This window comes from Spongiivirga sp. MCCC 1A20706, assembly GCF_046524175.1.
In the GTDB taxonomy this organism is placed as follows: Bacteria; Bacteroidota; Bacteroidia; order Flavobacteriales; family Flavobacteriaceae; genus Spongiivirga.
The window spans coordinates 251,945-271,675 of sequence record NZ_JBEFZF010000005.1 but is presented as its reverse complement, the minus strand read 5'-3'; the positions used below and the strand labels follow the sequence as shown (position 1 = coordinate 271,675).

At 36.8% G+C, this 19,731-nt stretch carries 15 protein-coding genes and 1 tRNA gene; 6 read left to right on the top strand and 10 right to left on the bottom strand.

The annotated features are described in order from the left end of the window. Positions 1-157 precede the first annotated feature (157 nt). Positions 158-1,789 (bottom strand): DUF1501 domain-containing protein, encoded by a 1,632-nt coding sequence (locus tag ABN763_RS13780; RefSeq protein ID WP_410486065.1) that lies wholly within the window; start codon positions 1,787-1,789, stop codon positions 158-160. A 6-nt stretch (positions 1,790-1,795) separates the two neighbouring features. Continuing rightward, on the bottom strand, positions 1,796-3,295 hold the full coding sequence (locus ABN763_RS13775) for a DUF1800 family protein (RefSeq protein ID WP_410486064.1): 1,500 nt from the start codon (positions 3,293-3,295) through the stop codon (positions 1,796-1,798). 181 nt (positions 3,296-3,476) lie between these two features. On the opposite strand from ABN763_RS13775, the gene ABN763_RS13770 reads away from it, so the two are divergent. Continuing rightward, on the top strand, positions 3,477-3,836 hold the full coding sequence (locus ABN763_RS13770) for a YraN family protein (protein WP_410486063.1): 360 nt from the start codon (positions 3,477-3,479) through the stop codon (positions 3,834-3,836). Between the two features lie 159 nt (positions 3,837-3,995). Further along, positions 3,996-4,655, top strand: coding sequence for an aspartate kinase (locus ABN763_RS13765; RefSeq protein WP_410486062.1), 660 nt, complete (start codon positions 3,996-3,998; stop codon positions 4,653-4,655). 16 nt (positions 4,656-4,671) lie between these two features. Here ABN763_RS13765 and ABN763_RS13760 read toward each other — a convergent pair whose 3' ends face one another. The 5 genes from ABN763_RS13760 to ABN763_RS13740 form a co-directional block, all read right to left on the bottom strand. After that, positions 4,672-5,808 (bottom strand): 1-acyl-sn-glycerol-3-phosphate acyltransferase, encoded by a 1,137-nt coding sequence (locus ABN763_RS13760; RefSeq protein ID WP_410486061.1) that lies wholly within the window; start codon positions 5,806-5,808, stop codon positions 4,672-4,674. A gap of 70 nt (positions 5,809-5,878) precedes the next feature. Further along, the gene (locus tag ABN763_RS13755) at positions 5,879-6,646 is read right to left on the bottom strand and encodes a TatD family hydrolase (RefSeq protein WP_410486060.1); all 768 of its coding nucleotides are present in this window, start codon (positions 6,644-6,646) and stop codon (positions 5,879-5,881) included. A gap of 12 nt (positions 6,647-6,658) precedes the next feature. Next, a complete protein-coding gene (gene pth / locus ABN763_RS13750; RefSeq protein WP_410486059.1) occupies positions 6,659-7,291 on the bottom strand; it encodes an aminoacyl-tRNA hydrolase in 633 nt (210 codons plus the stop codon). Between the two features lie 198 nt (positions 7,292-7,489). Next, positions 7,490-8,131: a 50S ribosomal protein L25/general stress protein Ctc gene (locus tag ABN763_RS13745; RefSeq protein ID WP_410486058.1), complete on the bottom strand. Its 642-nt coding sequence runs from the start codon at positions 8,129-8,131 to the stop codon at positions 7,490-7,492. 60 nt (positions 8,132-8,191) lie between these two features. After that, positions 8,192-9,133, bottom strand: coding sequence for a ribose-phosphate pyrophosphokinase (locus ABN763_RS13740; protein WP_410486057.1), 942 nt, complete (start codon positions 9,131-9,133; stop codon positions 8,192-8,194). Between the two features lie 153 nt (positions 9,134-9,286). Here ABN763_RS13740 and ABN763_RS13735 point away from each other — a divergent pair. Beyond that, a tRNA-Leu gene (locus tag ABN763_RS13735) sits at positions 9,287-9,368 on the top strand. 80 nt (positions 9,369-9,448) lie between these two features. Further along, positions 9,449-9,847 carry an RDD family protein gene (locus ABN763_RS13730; RefSeq protein WP_410486056.1) on the top strand — a complete coding sequence of 133 codons (399 nt, stop codon included), beginning with the start codon at positions 9,449-9,451 and terminating at the stop codon, positions 9,845-9,847. Positions 9,848-9,852: 5 nt separating this feature from the next. On the opposite strand, the gene ABN763_RS13725 is transcribed toward ABN763_RS13730, so the two are convergent. The 3 genes from ABN763_RS13725 to ABN763_RS13715 all read right to left on the bottom strand — a co-directional run bounded on the left by ABN763_RS13725 (position 9,853) and on the right by ABN763_RS13715 (position 14,477). Beyond that, the gene (locus ABN763_RS13725) at positions 9,853-11,052 is read right to left on the bottom strand and encodes a succinylglutamate desuccinylase/aspartoacylase family protein (protein WP_410486055.1); all 1,200 of its coding nucleotides are present in this window, start codon (positions 11,050-11,052) and stop codon (positions 9,853-9,855) included. After that, a complete protein-coding gene (locus tag ABN763_RS13720; protein WP_410486054.1) occupies positions 11,045-12,913 on the bottom strand; it encodes a CBS domain-containing protein in 1,869 nt (622 codons plus the stop codon). Before ABN763_RS13720 ends, ABN763_RS13725 begins: the two co-directional genes overlap by 8 nt. 130 nt (positions 12,914-13,043) lie before the next feature. Beyond that, the gene (locus ABN763_RS13715) at positions 13,044-14,477 is read right to left on the bottom strand and encodes a membrane dipeptidase (protein WP_410486053.1); all 1,434 of its coding nucleotides are present in this window, start codon (positions 14,475-14,477) and stop codon (positions 13,044-13,046) included. A gap of 241 nt (positions 14,478-14,718) precedes the next feature. On the opposite strand from ABN763_RS13715, the gene ABN763_RS13710 reads away from it, so the two are divergent. Both ABN763_RS13710 and ABN763_RS13705 read left to right on the top strand, forming a co-directional pair. Further along, positions 14,719-17,436 carry a G8 domain-containing protein gene (locus tag ABN763_RS13710; RefSeq protein ID WP_410486052.1) on the top strand — a complete coding sequence of 906 codons (2,718 nt, stop codon included), beginning with the start codon at positions 14,719-14,721 and terminating at the stop codon, positions 17,434-17,436. An 8-nt stretch (positions 17,437-17,444) separates the two neighbouring features. Then, positions 17,445-19,724, top strand: a complete 2,280-nt coding sequence (locus ABN763_RS13705; RefSeq protein ID WP_410486051.1) for a G8 domain-containing protein — start codon at positions 17,445-17,447, stop codon at positions 19,722-19,724. Positions 19,725-19,731: the final 7 nt, after the last annotated feature.

Genomic DNA, 19,731 nt, shown 5'->3' with positions numbered 1-19,731 from the left:
AATAAAGCATTGTAATGAAATGAGCCATCGTAATTAAGTCGATGTCAATTGAAGTGTTGCATAGCGAATTACATCTAATAAATAAAAAACAGTAGATGCAAAAAAGCCCATAAGAATGAAGCTTACGGGCTTTTTTATTATGCGATAATTTATTTGCTTATCGAAGAAGTACCGTTCTACTATAATTTCTATCAATTGTAGCGATGCGGTAAATATATTGCCCGGTGGCGAGACGCATATTCGCTTCTTCTTTAATATTGATAGTAGAAACACCTTCGGGCATCATTTCATTTCGTAAAGTAGCGATGACCTGACCCAACACATTGTGAAGTTTAACATCCATATGCATCGCTTTTGGCGCATTGATATAAATGGATGTCTGTCCGTTATCATCATAAATGGCGTTGTGAATAAAATCTGCGGTATCTTCAGTAATATCTTCTTCCACATCAAGACTGGATACACAACCAAAACCTAAATCAAGATCTTCATATGTGTTGTATAGTGCCTGATCGACAATATCGCTTTCAATACAAAGCCACTCTTTCATGACAGTACCGTAAACGGCTCTAAAATCAACACTAAAATTCATGTTTCCGCGTCTATCGAGTGCCTGTAGGTCAGGGTGGTTTCCAATAAATCCATTGTCCTCTAATCCGGGTCCAAATAACATCATGTTACTTGCTGATCCATGATCAGTACCAGCTGATCCGTTTTCTTCTACCCTACGACCAAATTCAGAAATGGTCATACTTAATACATCACGATCTTTCTCAACAGTAGCTAGATCGTTATAAAATATTTGAAGGTTATTAGATAAATCGAGCATTAGTCTTTGATGGGCCTCTAGTTGTCCCGAATGTGTATCGAAACCGCCAAGGCTAATCATATATACTTTAGTGCCTAAATTTCCTTTGATTAAACGAGATACGATACGAAGTTGACGTCCCATTCTTGTATCTGTATAGTTTGCGGTATCGAACGAACGTTGAAAGGCTTCATGTATCACGCCTGCGTAGGTTATGGTATTGTTAGCAGAGCCTTTCATGAACTGTAATTGTTCACCGTAAGTACAATCAGGTATTTGAGATGTGTCATATAAATCTCCACCGGAAGCGATCTCGAATAATCGTTGCGGATTAGCAACGGTAAATGCGTAATTAGTTTCTATCCCGTCAAAAATGAGATTGCCTATGCTGCCAATTTGTATAGCAGCAGGCATTGGTGGTGGATCTAATAAATAATCAGGGAACTTACCTTCAAAGTAGCGACCCATCCAACCGGTGTAATCAGTTTCTCCGGGATTGGTATTCGCCCAATTATCAGATCCTGTAAAATGCGATAAATTTTGATTTTCGTAACCTACACCATGCACCACTTTCATAGCTCCATCTCCCCACATTTGTTCCATAGCGGTAAGGTAATTTGGTATGCCAAAATCAGGGGAAAGGTTGGTCAGCTGTTCTTCTAAAATTCGAATATTAGGGCGCCTTTGGGCATAGGTGTCATAATCGTAAATAGGTACAATGGTATTTAAACCGTCGTTACCTCCACTCAAACGAATGATAATGACAACGCGATCTCCTTCGGCCTGACTAATTGCTGATGCTAATCGTGAAGGTTGCGCATAGGTAATAGGACTATTGGCCAACATAAAGCTTCCTCCTGTGGCAAGACCAAGGGCCTGCAAGAAAGAACGTCGGTTCCATTTTTTGTGCTCTAAAGCGTGCTTGTCTACTTTTTGTGGGCTCACTGGGGCAGTACGCCCTGTATTATGATGGTTGCACATAGCTTTTTATTTAAGTTGGTATTCGGGTAAACGGGCAATATGAACTAATAAAAATGTCATTTGAAGGGGTGCGGATTCCCAATCGAGATTCCATAAACCAGCTTCAAAATAGTTTTCGGGGACTTCACTTTTAAATGTGTCAGTAGCAACATCGTACTCAGATCCTAATGTTAACCCTTTAGCTAGTAAGGTGTCAACAATAAGTTGAGTGACCTGTTCTGGATCATTATTTAATCCAGCAATCGATTTGCCATATGCTCGTAAAGATTCTGGATCACGATTATAAATGTCAAACGTCAATACCTCAATCATTTGCCAACGCAATGTAAGCGTACTCGAGTTGATCCAGGTTTTATTACGTTGCCAACCAGCCACATCAACAGGATTGAAGATTTCCTGTTGTAATAAACCAGTAAACTGAACTAAGCGGCGAAGCATTGCATCTTCAATAGGTAGACTGGTCTCATTTAAATATATAAGAGCAGTATCATAAGGACTCTTAATTATTGTACCGAATGCAAACTCATTAAAAAAGTGTTCACTTTTAAATAACTGCAGTAAAACAGGCTCTAATTCGAAATTATTAGCGATCATGGTTTGCGCCATGCCGGATACGATGTCTTCAGAAACTGTAGGGCTCACAAAATAGCGATACATTTTTTCGCAAATGAATTCGGCTATTAATTGAGTGCGTTGTGTAAACAGATTATCATGAACACCTTGATAATCAAAATTTGCTGTTTGACCAAAAATGGTTTTGTTGCCATCATCAAATTCTGTGGCATCGAATGTGATGGGACCCCAATCAACTGGTCGATTCACATATCCGGAAAGTGCCCTTGCAGTTTCCACAATATCATCTTCGGTATAACCGTTTCCTTCGCCAAGGGTAAATAATTCGTATAATTCACGCGCATAATTCTCATTTGGATTAGCACGAAAGTTTTGGCGACCGTCTAAGTAGTCTAACATGGCGTTAGACAATCCTATCTCCATCACCAACGTTTTAAAATTACCAAGAAAAAGCGTTTGTAATAAATTGTAATACTGGTATAAATAAGAAGGAGCGTCATAGACTCGGCGTTCTGTTACCAAATGATTACTCCAGAAAAACACCATACGTTCTCTAAAGCCGTTCGCTTTAAGATCTTTAATTCCTTGTAATTGCCAATCTCTAAATTGTTCGTTAGATTGATCTCGAATTTGTTCTTCCCTTTGCTCATCTGCCGGGACAGGACTCATTGGATCGATAGTGACCGGATAGTCATTTACTGTCCAATTGGCCCAAAAGGGAGGAGGAGTTGCCGGTAAGGCTTTTGCATCTGCAAAAATTTGATCAATTAATTGTCCGGGAGTTAGTAGCAGCGCATCTTCAATCTCCTGTTTAGAACCGCCAAAGGCTAATCTTCTAAAAACGTGATTTACTTTCTCTTCATTCCAAGGGTTTGCAGGGGTAGGAACATAGGGTGCCAAAGTGCCCGTGTTGCACGTCATTAATGTTTCCATAGTCGTTAGTTAATAAATGCTAGCTTGTGCATTGGTTAATTTAAAGTAGGTTATTGTCTTTAAATATAATTAGTTAACTAAAAATTGCGAATTTTATTTTATAAAAATTTAAGAATTTAACATAGCGCAATCCTTTTAAGTACGGTTTGTTTAAGCTATTTAGATGTCGAACATTCAACTTATGGCGCAACATAATGATCTTGGTAAAAAAGGAGAAGATAAAGCAATAGCGTATTTAAAAAGAAAAGGATATCAGATATTGGAAACTAATTTTAGATTCCAAAAGGCTGAGGTTGATATAGTTGCGTTAAAAAACGAAGTAGTTATTGCAGTTGAGGTAAAAACAAGATCGACGTCCGAATTTGGCGATCCTCAAGATACTGTGACCAAAAAGAAGATAAGTTTATTAGTTCAGGCAATGGATCATTACTTAAACGAAAATCAACTGGATTATGAACTGCGTTTTGATATAATTGCGATCATTTCAAATAAATTGGGGACAAAAATTGAACATTTAAAAGATGCATTCTATCATTTTTAAAAATAACACTAATTGTTTTATTTAAAACAATTAGTGTTATAATCTTGCTTTTTTGTTAGTTTTATGTATTTTTGTAATTCCTATTTACTAAGTAGATTATTAATAGGAGTCGTCTTAAATGTTTTTTTGAATACCTACCAATAGTTAAAACCAGGACCAATGAAAACAATTTCTTCGGTAGTAGAAGAATACATTAAATCGAAACCTTTTCTACTCAGTGCACTTTCTCAGGGCATTATTAATTTAACTTCTCTTTCCAGAAACATTAAGCCTGAAGTAGAAAATACCTTAGGTAAAGATGTGCGCAATGGTGCAATTGTCATGGCACTTAAAAGACTTTCTGGTGAGTTAGAATTTCGGGCAACACATCGCATTGTAAAGACGTTAAAGGATATAGGCGAAATTACAGTGCGTTCGTCGTTAAATGATTATACCTATAAGGTATCCGATAGTCTGTTGAGCAAACAGGCACAGCTAATTTCAAAGATTTACAATAATAAATCGGCTTTTTATACTTCCTCAAGGGGGGTTGGCGAATCCAATATTGTAATCAGTAATAGTTTGTCTGATTTGGTTGAAGAGATATTTAGAGGAGAACAACTTATTGAAAAACAAGAAAATCTTTCTTCAATTACGGTAAAGCTTCCAAAGGAAAATGTGAGTATTCCGGGAATTTATTATTTCATTTTCCAACGCTTATCATGGGAAGGGGTTAATATATATGAGGTGATTTCTACTTCTTATGAGTTTACCATTCTTGTTAGTGAAGACCAGGTGGACAAAGCATTTGGTGTAATCAAAAATTTAAAGGGATTATAGGGTTAGCGTATTTTAATTAAGCCATTTCTATTTGAGGTTTTAAAGAATTGACCACCGGGTTTGCGTACATGCCCAGAAATTCCTCTAATTCCTGTTTGTTTTTAGGATCGACCCTTCGTTCCACACGCCTGTCAAATTGCCTTTTTTCTTTTTCGTTGTACATTTTTTCATACTTATTGGTCTTATTCAATAAGTCATAAGCTATGTAGTTAGAAGGCCAAAGTTTGTAGTTTTTATATATAGAAGCGTCAATGCAATCCTTGAGGTCAGTTAGTTTTTTATTTAGCGGATGCTCGTTTTTTTGAATATCAGTTAATTCATTATTGAGTGGCTTACCTGCCGCAATGTGGATGCGTTTTTTATTTCCAGCTGCACCCTGGAGTATCGAATTGAAATCCTCATTATTGGTTTTAATATATTCAATTTGATTTTTTTTCGCCAGCAATTCCGGGATCTTCAATATATCAGTCGGATCGTATTCGTAAGAAATAGCAACAGGAACAATTTTTATTTTTTTGAAATACTCAAAGGAATCTCCTTCTGCCGCCATACTTATCATTTTTAGCACACCTTGTTGGGTTTGGTCATCACCATCTTTGGTGCGACCTTCTCGCTGAGCTATCCAGACTGAGCGATTATCTTCTAGCAACAAATGTTTTATGTAATCAGAAACTAATTGCGAGCTTTTTAGCATTTCTCTGGGGGCAAGGTTACGCATAATCATGAAGTTTCTGTTTAGTTTTGACAATGCCATTAAGAACGGCTTGTGTACTAAATTGCTGCCAATGGCAGAGGCTGTCATAATCAAATCATGATCATATAGTGCTACATTAAGCAAACTGGTGTCCAATATAATATCACGGTGATTTGAAATGTATAAATATGGTTGATCGCTGTCTAATTTATCAAAACCGCTAGTGGTAAATGCTTCACAACTACGAGCCAATACATTTTGAACTGAGTGATAAATTACTTTTGATTGAAAATCCTGAATAGACCTGCAGTTGTCTAGAATTGCCTTAATTTCATGTTCTTCCTTATCTGGGAATGTAAAGTTTAATAAGGCTTTGACCATAGGGTGTTGCACGCTTTGCTGCAATACAGCTTGCACTTCGTGGTCATGAAAGGGTCTTATAGCATCAAAATCCTGCAAAAAATGGTTGGTTTAATTGGTTGATACTGCAAATGAACAAAATAGAATGCGAACAAGAACAAATTGAACGTTAAACCCGAAAAACTTTTTGTGAATTTTCAGTTGTAATCCTAGCTATTTCGGTTGGAGTTTTGTCATAGATATCGACTAATTTATCCAATACATGGATAATATAACTGCTTTCATTTCGCTTTCCCCGATAAGGAGTAGGAGATAAATAAGGCGAATCTGTTTCTAAAACAATATGTTCTAGGGGAATTTGATTTAAAAACTGATCTATTTTTCCATTTTTAAAGGTGACAACACCGCCAATACCCAACATCATATTGTATGAAATGGCTTGATGAGCCTGTTTTAAAGTGCCTGTAAAGCAATGAAATATGCCGTAAAGGTCCTCGCCCTTTTCTTCTTCTAGAATCTCAAATATTTCATCAAAAGCTTCGCGACAATGAATTACAATAGGCAATTTATATTGTTTTGCTAGTTTGATTTGCTTTCTAAAGGCATCTTGTTGCAAGGATAAAGTAGTTTTGTCCCAATAGAGATCGATACCAATTTCACCAACGGCATAAAAACTTCTTTTTGTAAACAAGTCCTCAACTATGGCAAGTTCTTCTAAATAGTTTTCTTTTACATGTGTTGGGTGGAGTCCCATCATCAAAAAGACATTTTCCGGAAAGTCTTTTTCCAGTTGAAACATAGCTTCATTGTAAGTGGAATCGATTGCCGGAATAAAAAAACGAGAAATACCTGCACTCAGGGCACGACGAATCATTTCGTGACGGTCATCATCAAATGCTTCGCTATAAAGATGGGTATGCGTGTCGGTGATGGTCATGATAATAAACTTTTACTTCCCATTAAAATCGCTCATTGTTTGCGCTGGACCCGATAATACAAATGACTTGATAAGGCCAATCGATTTTTCCAAACGTTCAGGTAAAGCAGCGGCTTCTTCGTCATTCCACTTACCCAGTACATAATTAACCTGCCTTCCTTTTCCGAATTCGGCCCCTATACCAAAACGAAATCGGTTGTATTTTGTAGTATTTAGCTGAGCCTGTATGTCTTTTAATCCGTTATGACCGCCATCACTCCCTTTGGTTTTTAGTCTGATGCTGCCAAATGGTAAATTAAGATCGTCGGTAATTACTAGTAAATGCTCAATTGGTATTTTTTCTTTCTCTAACCAATATCGTACTGCTTTCCCACTTAAATTCATAAAAGTACTCGGCTTAAGCAGCAATAATGATCGGCCTTTTATTTTATGTGTTGTGGTTGAACCTAGTTTTGCGCTTTCGAATATCAAGGATTCCGCTTTTGCAAGGTGGTCAAGCACTTCGAAACCAATATTGTGCCGGGTACCTTCATAATCTGATCCGATGTTTCCGAGGCCAACAATTAGAAATTTTTTCATAGTATCTGTTTCTTCCAATAGTGAGGAAGTTTTTTGACGAAATAAACGTTTTAAAAATCCGAACATAAGTACTGTTTACTGCGCTGCGCAAAAATAGGGTAGCAAGTTTGGAGATGCAAGGGTGAGTGACAAAGTAGCAAAGCCGCAGGATTAGGGATAGTAGCATATACCCCGGCCCGCCGTAGTCTTGACGGAGGTGGGTAACCCCAAATAAAAAACGCCCCTGAAAAAGAGGCGTCTTTATTGTTAGTTGTTGAGCTAAAATTATTCTGCTGCAGGAGCCTCTGCTGCCGGAGCTTCCCCTCCTTCAGCTGCTGGTGCTGCATCATCATCGTCATCATCATCGTCATCATCAACAGAAGTTCTAGATCTACGAACTTGAACTACTACCGTGTTGTCTGGATGTAAGAATTTATAATCGTCATTTTCTAACTCAGTAATATATAATTTATTACCAATTTTTAGCTTAGAAATATCAGCTTCGATAAAGTCAGGTAAATTTTTTGGATACGCACGCACCGCTAGTTTACGACGGTTAATACGTAAAACACCACCGTTAAGAACACCGCGTGAAGTACCGACTGTGCGAACAGGAATATTCATGGTCACTTCTTTATCATCAAATGTTTGATAGAAGTCAACATGTAAAATACGGTCTGTTACCGGGTGAAACTGAATGTCTTGTAAAATAGCATTGATTTTGGTGCCATTCTCCAAATCGATCACAACTGTGTGCGCGTTTGGTGTGTAAACCAATTTTGAAAATGCTAATTCTTCAGCTGAAAAGTGAATTGGTTTATCTCCTCCGTAAATAACGCAAGGAACCTTTCCAGCATTACGTAAGGCTTTGGTCGCTACCTTGCCCACGCTTTCTCTTTCTGATCCTACGATTGTAATCGCTTTCATTGTAATATTTATTTATGTTTTGTTTTCTTATTTTTTCGCTTACGCGGCAGGAATAAGAACCTACATTAAAAATTTTGAACTTATTGATGTATTGGTATGCACACGGTGCATTACATCGGCAAATAAATTGGCACAACTAAGCACCTTTATTTTGTCGCTTTCTTGTTTTAAGGGTATTGAGTCAGTAATAATTAACTCTTTTAATTGTGATTTTTCAACCCGCTCATACGCATTACCTGATAACAATGCATGTGTGCAAATTGCACGAACACTTAAAGCACCACGCTCCATCATTAAATCGGCTGCTTTGGTAAGTGTACCTGCGGTGTCGACCATGTCATCAACCAATACCACATTTTTTCCGGTTACGTTACCAATTAATTCCATATGAGAAATGACATTGGCTTTTGCTCGTTGCTTGTAACAGATAACAACATCACTTTCGAGCGCTTTGCTATAGGCATATGCTCTTTTTGATCCACCCATATCAGGTGAAGCGATGGTAAGATTATCTAAATTCAATTCCTTTAAATAAGGAAGAAAAATTGTTGATGCAAACAAGTGATCAACCGGTTTTTCAAAGAACCCTTGAATCTGGTCGGCATGGAGGTCCATTGTAATAATACGTGTCGCTCCTGCTGCTTCCAGCATTTTTGCTATTAACTTGGCGGCAATTGGAACACGAGGTTTATCCTTACGATCTTGTCTTGCCCAACCAAAATAGGGTAATACTGCGGTTATATGTCTTGCCGATGCCCGCTTAGCAGCATCTAACATTAACAACATTTCCATTAAATGATCAGCGTTAGGGTGGGTTGAACCGATTATAAAGATCCTAGTTCCTCTTACTGACTCTTCAAATGACGGTTGAAATTCGCCATCGCTATAGGTCGAAGTAATCACTTTTCCTAATTCAGAACCGTAGCTTTTTGCGATTAATTCGCCTAACTCTTTACTTTGAGTACAGGCAAAAAGCTTGGGTTCTAGCTTATCATTTGACATGTTGTATGTTGTTGTGCTGTCGCTGTTTATACTACCCTAGTTAAAACAGGGTGCAAATTTAGAAATTTATTTGAAGGCGCGAAGTTTTAACGGTATTATTTTGATTGAGATATGAATATATTTTTTAGTTTTGCAGTCCGCTTACAGAAAAATGCTTCGGTGGTGGAATTGGTAGACACGTTGGATTCAAAATCCAATGCCCTCGGGCGTGTGGGTTCGACTCCCACCCGAAGTACAAAACCTTCTCGTTTTTGAGGAGGTTTTTTATTTTAAGCTAAATTGCTTTTACTGTATTTTTATAGCAAAATAATTCTAGTGCTTTTCCAAAAACCATATCCTAACAATCTTGATCTAGCTGGTGAGAATACCCGTATCAACAATTTTATAATTGATTTCTTAGTATCAATTATTTTAGCATATATGGCGGCAAAGTTTACTAACGAATTATCCGGAGATAGTTTAATGTCGTTAGTGGTTTTTATAATGATCCGGTTTATGTATTATTTTCTTCCGGAAAAAATCTATGGTAAGACCTTGGGAAAAATGATAACTAAAACGAAAGTGGTCGACATTAATAGACAAGAGCCAACTACCTTAATGCTAATCAAACGTACTTTACTACGAGCTGTAACTTTACTACTAACCTTTATAAGTGACGAAAACGTAGCATTTCATGATCAATTTTCAAAAACATACGTGGTAAACGAAGTATAAAAGTATTAGTTGTTAAACCATAATGATTCTTCGTAATCTTCCGTTCGGGATGCAGCTTCTCTGTTTTTCATGCGGTAATGGTTGTGGTCAAGTTCTTTGCTACGGTATCCAAGTAAGTGAAAGAATTGTTTGGCGAAAAAAATTGCGATTCTTCTGTTAACAATAAGGGCATCACGCGTATCTGATTCCCATTTGATTCCCGGTAAATAAGAAAGAAAGCGATCAAATTTAATATTTCGCAATAATTTAGATAGATCTAAAAATAATCTTGGAACGGCCTTAATTGTATAAAAGCCATCTTCTCCACTACTTTGGTATAAGGGCATAAATAATCTGCCATTAGTTGATGATATTATGGGCTTTTGATCACTTTCACCCAGTTGCTGACCTTTGCGAACTTTTTCAAAATTGACAAAACCGGGAAGCATTTCAAATTTTTCACCAGGTTGTATTTTGTAGTGATAGAAGATCTCATAAATGTCTTTACTGTGTACATAATTCTTAGCTAATAGGTCATAGTAATGATAATAATCAATTGAATTTTTATCAATTACACCTGCATAAACTAAGGACAAATAAATGAATGCTACATTGTTTTCAATTGCAGATAACTCATCATGCTGACCAGCCTCATACCCAAAAGCTACATAACCAAGCTCATTAATATAACTTAAAAGAGGTCCTTCTAGATACTCTTCAATTCCTAGAATAGTAGGAACAGGATACTGTTCAATAAACTTTCGGTTAAGTAAGCTATCATTTACTGTTAGAAACGGAATAGTCATTCCCGAGGTGGTGTGTAGATCCATAAAATAATATGGCCCCTGATCATTATTCATTATTGATTTAATAGTTCGATAAAGGTCGACCTGCTCAACTTCATCATTATTGGTGGGATTGAAAGAACCATCTTTTATTGCTGATATACGTTTCTTAGTCCACAACCGATTAAGATCTTCTTTATGAAAACGTTTACCCTGTTGTAATGCCCAAATATTTCCGCTTATGGCATACAATGAGCCCTTTAATGGGACCTTGTTTTTATCTATTTCGTCTATAACTTGCTTCAAGGCAAACACACCTGAAGGTTCATTTCCATGAATTCCACCAGTGAAAATTACTGTGGGCCCTTTTCCTTTGAATTTTCCAATTATACGTTCGACTTCTATGGTCCTATTTAAAGCTTTGCTATATACTTTAGGCATTTAAAAATGGGCTTAGGTCTTTAACACTAATGATACCTACTAATTGTTTGTCTTGAAGGATTGGCAAACAACCTATTTTATGTTTTTCCATAAGTGAAATGGCATCTTCTATTTTTGTGGTGGGACTTGCGTAAATTACATCACTTACCATGATATCACTTACCAAAGTATTTTCATCATAACTCATTTTTTTTCTTTGGTTTTCTACATGAACCCAGGTGAGAATACCGCAAAACTCTTTCGAGTTGTTCTCTACCGGTAGGTGATGAATGTTTTTCCATTGCATAATACTCGTAGCCAATTCAGCCAAATCATTTTCGTTCGCAGTATATAGTTGAGTTGACATGATATGCCCTACCAGCGTACTCACTTTCTTCTCTTTTTTTACAATGCTTACGTCTGGCCATTCACTCACAGGGGTTTTTCCTTGTTGATTTTTATAAATGGATGCTGCCAACGTTACTAATGAAGTATCTGTCTTGAATTCGTCTTTCAATTTTCTGTAATTACCAATTATCCAGTTCGATCCCGTAGTACCTTTTGCGCGTTCTTCGATGATACTTAGGTAGTAGTCTATATCAATTGGATTAATTTCCATTTTTTTTAAACCTGATCTTGCAATTGGCATTAGAATATTCAGCACTAAATCTTTAGCAGCGTAGCAAGTATTCATCCAACAAAGCACTGATTCTTTTCCAGTACGAGCGGCTTTTATAAAATTGGCTTTTGCATCTCTGAAATCCATTTTTCCTGCCAATTCATCATATTGTGACGGTCTTCCTTTCATCAAACCGGCCCAAAAAACAAAATTGGCAATTTCATCAACTACCGTAGGTCCTGAAGAGATATATCTACACTCAATTCTAAAATGAGGCTTGCCATTTCCAACACCATAACAAGGACGATTCCATCTATAGATAGTGCCGTTGTGTAAATTGAGGGCCTGCAGTTTTGGAACTTTACCTTGCTTCACTTGTTCTAATGAGGAAGCCTCTATATTTTTAATTAGCATTGTTTTATAATAGGCAACATCGTCTCTAAAAATATCAACCGCAGAGCCTGAAGCCCATTTGTGACCAAATTTTACTCTCGCTTGACGATCTTGAACAGCAAAGGTAGCCTGGCGGGTATCAATACTTTGGCGAAATAGGGCGATACGCGTTTCATGCCAAAGTTCTCTGCCTAATAATAGTGGTGAGTTTGTGCAAATAGAAAGAACAGGTCCAGAAATAGCTTGTGCCCAATTGTAGCTAGAAATAAAATCGTCTGGTGCGATTTGTAAATGGGTTTGGAAACTAGTGTTACAACCTTCAAAAAGCACAGAGTCATGTCGAACTGAAAGATCATCAACACCTCTTAAATGAAGATGAATATCGGCTCCCCTCATTTTTTTTACCATATCATTAAGCGCTTTGTATCGTTTGATAGGCGCCATATATTCTATGCTAAGTTCTTTTTTACTAATGGTAGGTAGAATACCTGTTAGCAACACTTTAGTTTGATGCTTTTCCGCAGCTTTTTTAGCTTTCTCCAATAAGGTGTTCAAATTGTTTTCAAGAACGGAGAAACAGTCATCAATCATCTTAAGGGGCTCAAGATTGATCTCTAAATTGTATTGTGCAATCTCTGTAGTGAAATGTGGATCATTAATAGTTTGAAGCACTTCTTGTGCTTTCTTTGAAGGCCTCCAGTTTTTATCGGTCAAACAAAACTCCTGCTCGGCACCAATTCTTGTAATGCCGCTTTCGATCATCTCTTTATCTAGCATTAATTCTAATGCTTTTAAATCGTCAAGTAAATGTCGGATAAAGCTGATACGTGTTTTTTGATCTGAAATGGTATTAACAATAGGCTCTCCCATAATATGTTTATTAATACCTTTAATTGAATAGTTTTGGTATTAACGAAAACAAGTTATATTATGATCAAGTAGGAGGAAATGATTTTTGTCAGCAGTCCACCCAAGAATTAAATAAAGTATGGTGTGACACTTAGAAGTTTTTTTCTAAAAACAGCATAGCGTTTTGTGTAAACGCTTTATCAATTATTTCTTCGGCAGAAAGGTCGTTTTCTGGGTTATTAAATGTTTTGCCCTGCAAATAATGAGCCGCATGAGGAAGCAGCTGATTTTTTAATTCATTAATGTCATTGGCGGTCCAATATTCATTAATTGGGTCGACAATGCCATCAAAATCAGAGCCAATTGCTTGAATGTTCCAACAACGCAAACCTTCACTATCTAAAACATCCGCAATATGTTCTATTTGTCGCCAGACTAAAAAAGCTTTTCGCTGTTTGCGTTTTGCTTTATTAAACCAATGTTTTGATTTTCTCAACCCCTTTTTATTAGTAACGCGACGTTCATCTAATTGGATTCCAAATAGCCCTTGACTCTTTGCAATCATAATCAACTCATCATCATAAAAATTGATGTCTTTTTGCATGAAGAATTTTGCACGCTCACGAAATGACGGTATCGGGTTATCAAAAGAATGTAATCCATTAGCAGCACCATGACTAACTACTATTGGAATATTCTCATTGTTGATTGAGTTGATTGCAGATAGAATAGTATAAAATCTTTTTCTAGAAGCAATACTCATATGTTTGATATCGATAAGAATACGGTGTCCTTCATCCTTATCTAGCAATCTTCGCATTACTGCCTCACCCATTTTAGTGAATCCACTATTCATTCCTTCTGACTGATCTGTAATTATCTTTGGCATACCGCCCAGACTTTTGGCATGACCGCATAATTCATTGTAAAAATGATGCGCCATGGTGATAAATAATTGTTTATGAGGTAATTTTTTAAGCCAGTCTACCCGCTTTAATATGGTATCAGTTTTGTCATTGGTATCGCCATTTTTAATTCCTGTACCAAGTGCATGGCCTCCTTCAACAGAAAACAATACAGAGATAGTGTTTGCCTGGCTTTGTTTAATTTGATTAAAATTGGTTATCAGCTGATATTTTAGTTGTGCTCCTTTGTAATGTATCCATTGATTATCTAGTTGTTTATAATACTCATATTCCGCTTGTAAATCTGGAAAATAGTCGGTTAAACGTTGCACATGCTTAATACGTTTTTGGGAGACCCCCATGGCTAAATTGGTCAGCAATCTCGAGAAAAAACCCTTGCCAATAGCATTGTCTACAAATGGTTTTTCAAGTGGATAAAGGGAAACGATGATGGCTCTTGAGCCAGACTCGTAAACAGAGCTAAAATCGGTTTGAGTGAATTTGGTGAGTGTAAAAATACGATTGGTCATGCGTTTCAGTCTCGACATGACTGTCTGATGCCAGACTGAATGTGTTTTTGATATGTCGGTGGTATTTTGTCCAGGGACTTCTCTTCTAAAACTTTTACCAAAAGGTTTGAGGGCTGGGTGGCAATGTAAATCAATGTAACCCTTTTGCATAATAAATGTAGTTTGGTTGGTGGTATAAAGATAATGAACACTTACACCAATATTTCACCTATATGTTATGGGATTATTACCCTTTTTTGTTTAGCTAATTAACAATTAATTTCTTATTTGTATTTAGAAAAATATGTTCATAACTCAATACAATAAAATGTAGTGAAATGTTGTTATAACGTTATTAACATCAAGATGTTAACTGGCACAGCACATTGTCAGTATTAACCAAATCACTACTATGATAATCACCAAAAACCACAGTCTTGGCAGGTATTTCCTGTTTTTATTTCTAATCACTTCTTCCTTTACTATTGCACAACAATTCTGGTCAAACCCTACAAGCTGGTCATCGGGGAATATTCCAAAAGCTGGCGAAAATGTTCTGATTCCTGAGGGGAAAGTTATCATACTAGATGTAGAGACACCTGATTTGGGAAGTCTTCAAATAAATGGAAGCTTACTATTTATTGATGCTGATGTATCTCTAACTGCTAAATGGATCATGGTACATGGTCTATTACAAGTTGGTACAGAACTTAATCCTTTCAATAGTAATGCAACAATAACCTTAACAGGTCCTAAAGAAGATATGGACGGAATGGGTGGTCGCTTTTTAGTTACAATGGCAGGCGGATCATTACAGTTGCATGGTGCAAGTAGGTCAAAACTTAGTTGGGGGCAAATTGAAGGAACGGTTGGCCCTGGTGCGACTCAGTTTGTATTAAACAACGATCCAGTAGGCTGGGAGCCAGGAGACAAAATAGCGATTGCAGCTAGTGGTTATGAACCCTACGAGGCAGAAGAGCTTACCATTACTTCGATTACCAATAGAACTATTTCATTTACGCCTGCCCTCAAGTATCGTCATTTTGGCGAAATGCAGCAATATGAAGGGAAACAGCTTGACGAACGTGCTGAGGTAGCGTTGCTAACGAGAAACATCAAAATTCAAGGAGCATCCGACTCTAATGAACTAAAATTTGGTGGACATACGATGATAATGAGTCAATCAGGCCCCATTAATATTGAGGGTGTCGAGTTTACCAGAATGGGACAGCCAGGTATCGAAGCAAGATATAATCTTCATTGGCATTTAGCAGGCGATAGACAAGGAGATTATATTAAAAACTCAAGTATTCATCATAGCATGCAGCGGGGAGTGGTAGTGCATCAAACTGATAATGTTTTGGTTGAAAATGTTGCTGCTTATAATATTCAAAACCATGTTTTTGTGCCCGCTGAAGATGGTAACGAAATCAATAACACCTTCAAAGGAAATCTTGCCATGTTAGTACGAAGACCAGATGAAGGCTTGTTTGCTTTTCCCCGGGATGGTGGGGGTGGTAGTAGCCAGGGGGAACAACGTGTTGCTGGTTTTTGGATGCGTAATGTACACAACAATATAATTGGAAATCATGTAGCGGGATCTGAAAGAGGTACCGGTTTTTTCTTTGATACTCGTGGCCGTAGTAGAGACTTCAAAGATTTCGATCTACTGCCACGTGAGGTTGTATTTCAAGATAATTTGGCACATTCGTGTTCAGTACCCGGAAACTTAGGGAATGAAGGGGTTTCAAACGTTGCGTTATATGGACAAGTGGGTCATGGTCATGGTCTATTTATGACTAAGTTTAACAACGGCGATTTAATGTGGACTTTCAAAAACTTTACTAGCTATAAAAATGCGATGAGTGGTGTCTGGACAGAAATCACCAATTTAACCTTAGATAATTTCATGGTTGCTGATAATGCAATTGGACTACTGAGTTCACAGTCATTCGTTCAAAACTCGGTGGTTGTAGGAAAATCAGCCAACGATATAGGTGGGCCTAATCGCAATTTGCGTCATGGTGACAAACGCGCTGGGTTTTATAGCATTGCACAAGGTGGATTTAAACAACCTAAGTTTACTAACGTCACCTTCATTGATATTAATAAAGATATTGAAGCTGATAAAGTGGCGGCGGCAGTGGTTGGAAATACAGGGCATTTTGGCGAAAATTTCTTTCAAGGTATAGCCATAAAGGGAAATACATTGCCAGTTTGGATGAGCACTAGAGGTAGTAAGGGCAAAAATGAAAATTCTTCCTTTCTATTAGATAAAGATGGTAGTCTTACAGGATATAATAAACCTGTACTGATTGCGCATCCTAATTCATCTTTCTATAAAGATGCATTTGAGTATAGGGATGACTGGCAAGCCTATATTGTAGATGCTCAGTATGCCATGGAATTGAAAATGAATGGTGTAGGTTTTGATCTTGAACAGGAAGTTTCATTAATTCGAGATTTTGACCGACATCGTATTCCTAAAATGCAACGTGCACACCAACGCTTTTTCAAATTTTTTGGACAACAACAGTATACTATTATAGGACAATGGGATTTTGACGATAGAGGACAAAGCCTTGAACTCTTTAGTGCGCTTAGAAAAGAAGCTGAATGGTCTATATTTAAACACCCTTTTCCGTATACCAATATTCGCGTAGAAGATCGAGAAGAGCAATTAATTCAGGAAGTAAATAGCGTAGAAGAGTTAAGATCACAACAGCAAACCTCATACTATTTTGATGTAGATAGAGGTGCACTATATGTCAAGATGATCACTGATGAAGAAGGTAAGGATTGGGTTAACTTAATACCAATAGGCGAAAAAACAGGAGCTAATTATGGGATTGATGCAGATAGTGCTGACCGCTTTTTCCTAAATATGTCGGTCACCCCAAATCCGCTTACTAATGAATCTGCACTTACTTATACGTTATTGCAAGATAAAACGGTTTCCATTGGTTTGTATGACATTCTTGGCAGAAAGGTTAAGGACATTTTAAATGAAGAGCAAGAATCAGGAGATTATCGGATATCACTTGATGGAATACCTGTACAGTCAGGAATGTACATTCTTAACGTGAGCCTTTCTGAAGTTTCTATTCCGTTTAAGGTAATGAAGAAATAGCGGTCATAATGATCATTCTAACAAAAGACAAGATTGTATACTGCCTGTTATTTTTTTTCTTGTGGTCTACAAATAGTATCGCTCAGAAAAAGTATGATAGACTGCTTATTGAAAAAGGGGATACGCTACTAATAAATGACAGTTTTAAGGCAAAGGATTTTATTATTCAAGGTGTTGTTATTGTAAATGACAAAAGAGATATCATTTTACAAGTAGGTAATCTAATTATTGATGGAGGAACTTTTCAAGTTGGCACAAAACAAAATCCGTATCAGTCTAAATTGAATATTCAGTTTGTTGCTGAGAAAAAGAAAGGTGTAGGACTTCATATAAAAAACAAAGGAAGTTTACTATTTTATGGTAATTCATCAGATATTACTTCTTCATCTGAAGGTAAAAAAGCTATTAGGAATCGGCATATCACAATTACCAATGCATCGAATAGTTTAGGAGCTGTTACTATTGAAAATGCTAGAAAAGTGGAAATTTCCTGCGTACAATTTAACGGATTAGGAGTAAAAAGTGGGGATCCAGCCCTAAAATGGTTTGGCCAAACCGATCATGAAAGTTACATACAGAATTGTGTTTTTATAAATTCTATGGATGATGATCTTCATTTGGATAAAACTACTGCAACAATTAGCAAGAATATATTTATATCTCAGAATGGGACTTCGATACGTTGCTCTACCTCTGGAATTGGTCAGGGTAACATCATTTCATCAAACTATATTGAAAACAGTAGTGGGCAAAATGCGTTGATAATGTATAATCCATATCAATCAATAATTAATAATGATATTAAGGTTTCTGGAAGTACGGATGGGATTGTATTTACAAAACAAAAAGGATACGAAGGGTATAATTGGACTGCCTCCGACAAGTTATTTGTAATTAAAGAAAATCGTCTGGAGAATGTGAGTAATAATCATGAATCAGCAGGATTGCATATTGAAGATTTTGAACATGCCGGAATTTGGAAAGTTGAAGATAATAGTGTGACTAACTTTAAAGTTGGGTTAGTCAACCAAACTAAAAATGTCGTGTTTGCGGATTGTGAATTTATAAATAATGAGATTGGAATGATTCCCGGGTCAGCGTATATACAAAATAGTAGGTTGTCTACGAATAGCATTGCTAATACTTCATCTATTGGATTATTTATAACGGATTCAATTTCAAAATCGGCTCCTAAAGTTTCAAAACTGAATATTATTAACTACGGTGTTGGAATTCAGTTTGAAGGAAAGATTGAAGCTGATAATTACTTTGAGAAAATTAGTTTTAAAAACACAAAACCAATCTCATTTCAAGCTATAAACAGCGCAAGCTTTATAAATGATAAGGATGGATCGTTGAGTTTGGATTTGGAAGGGGGACCTTCTGTTGAAAATGATCATAGCCATCATCAAATGGGGCATGGAATACATTCTAACACTATGAAACAATCATCTTCTGGTTATATTATGTTTCCGGAAGCATCCATTTTTAAAACAGCGAACAGTGTACTTCATGATGATTCAAATAGGATGTTGAAATCTAACAAGAATCTTTTTGGCACACTTACTATTGCTACTGGTTTTGGACTGCAAGACCCTGTCCATGAACACAATGGGGTGTTTAAAAAAATTACACTTTTAAATAATTTTAATGATCGTGCCATTCATTTAAAAAACCTCAATAATAAAAAGGAGGTAATGCTCGCTGCGAATAATGTGTATGACCTAGAATATGAATTGTCAGAAAACCCGATTTATGATTTAAGTTTTGAATGGGAGGGCGCGCCTAATACATGGATACTATTGAAAGTGCCTTACATTCATAAAAATGTGGTGGGAATTCGTTCTTTTGGCAGTAAGATACCTAGTGCGAATAGCATAAAAGCTCTTGAGAATAGCAAAGTTACTACCTACTATTATGATAATGAGAATAAGGTTGCCCACATCAAAATATATAACCAGCAGCATCTAGATGAATTTGTTCTGTATAGTTCGCATATTCTTACAGAGATTAGTGTAGATGATAAAAAGGTTCCGTTGCAAATGATAAGTAATACTAGACGCAATGAAGTGATTGTATCCTGTGAGCTTTCAGAAAAAACAAAGGCAACCTTAAACTTACTAGACTATTATGGTAATGTTGTAAAAACACTGTTTACCGGGATTCCTAAGAAGGGAAAGCTGATTGGACGGGTCGATTTAAACGAATTTGATGTTAGTAATAACACTTTTTTATACTCGTTAGAGGTAGATGGTAAAGTACATAGAGGTCCTGTTCATGTTTATTAGTGACTTG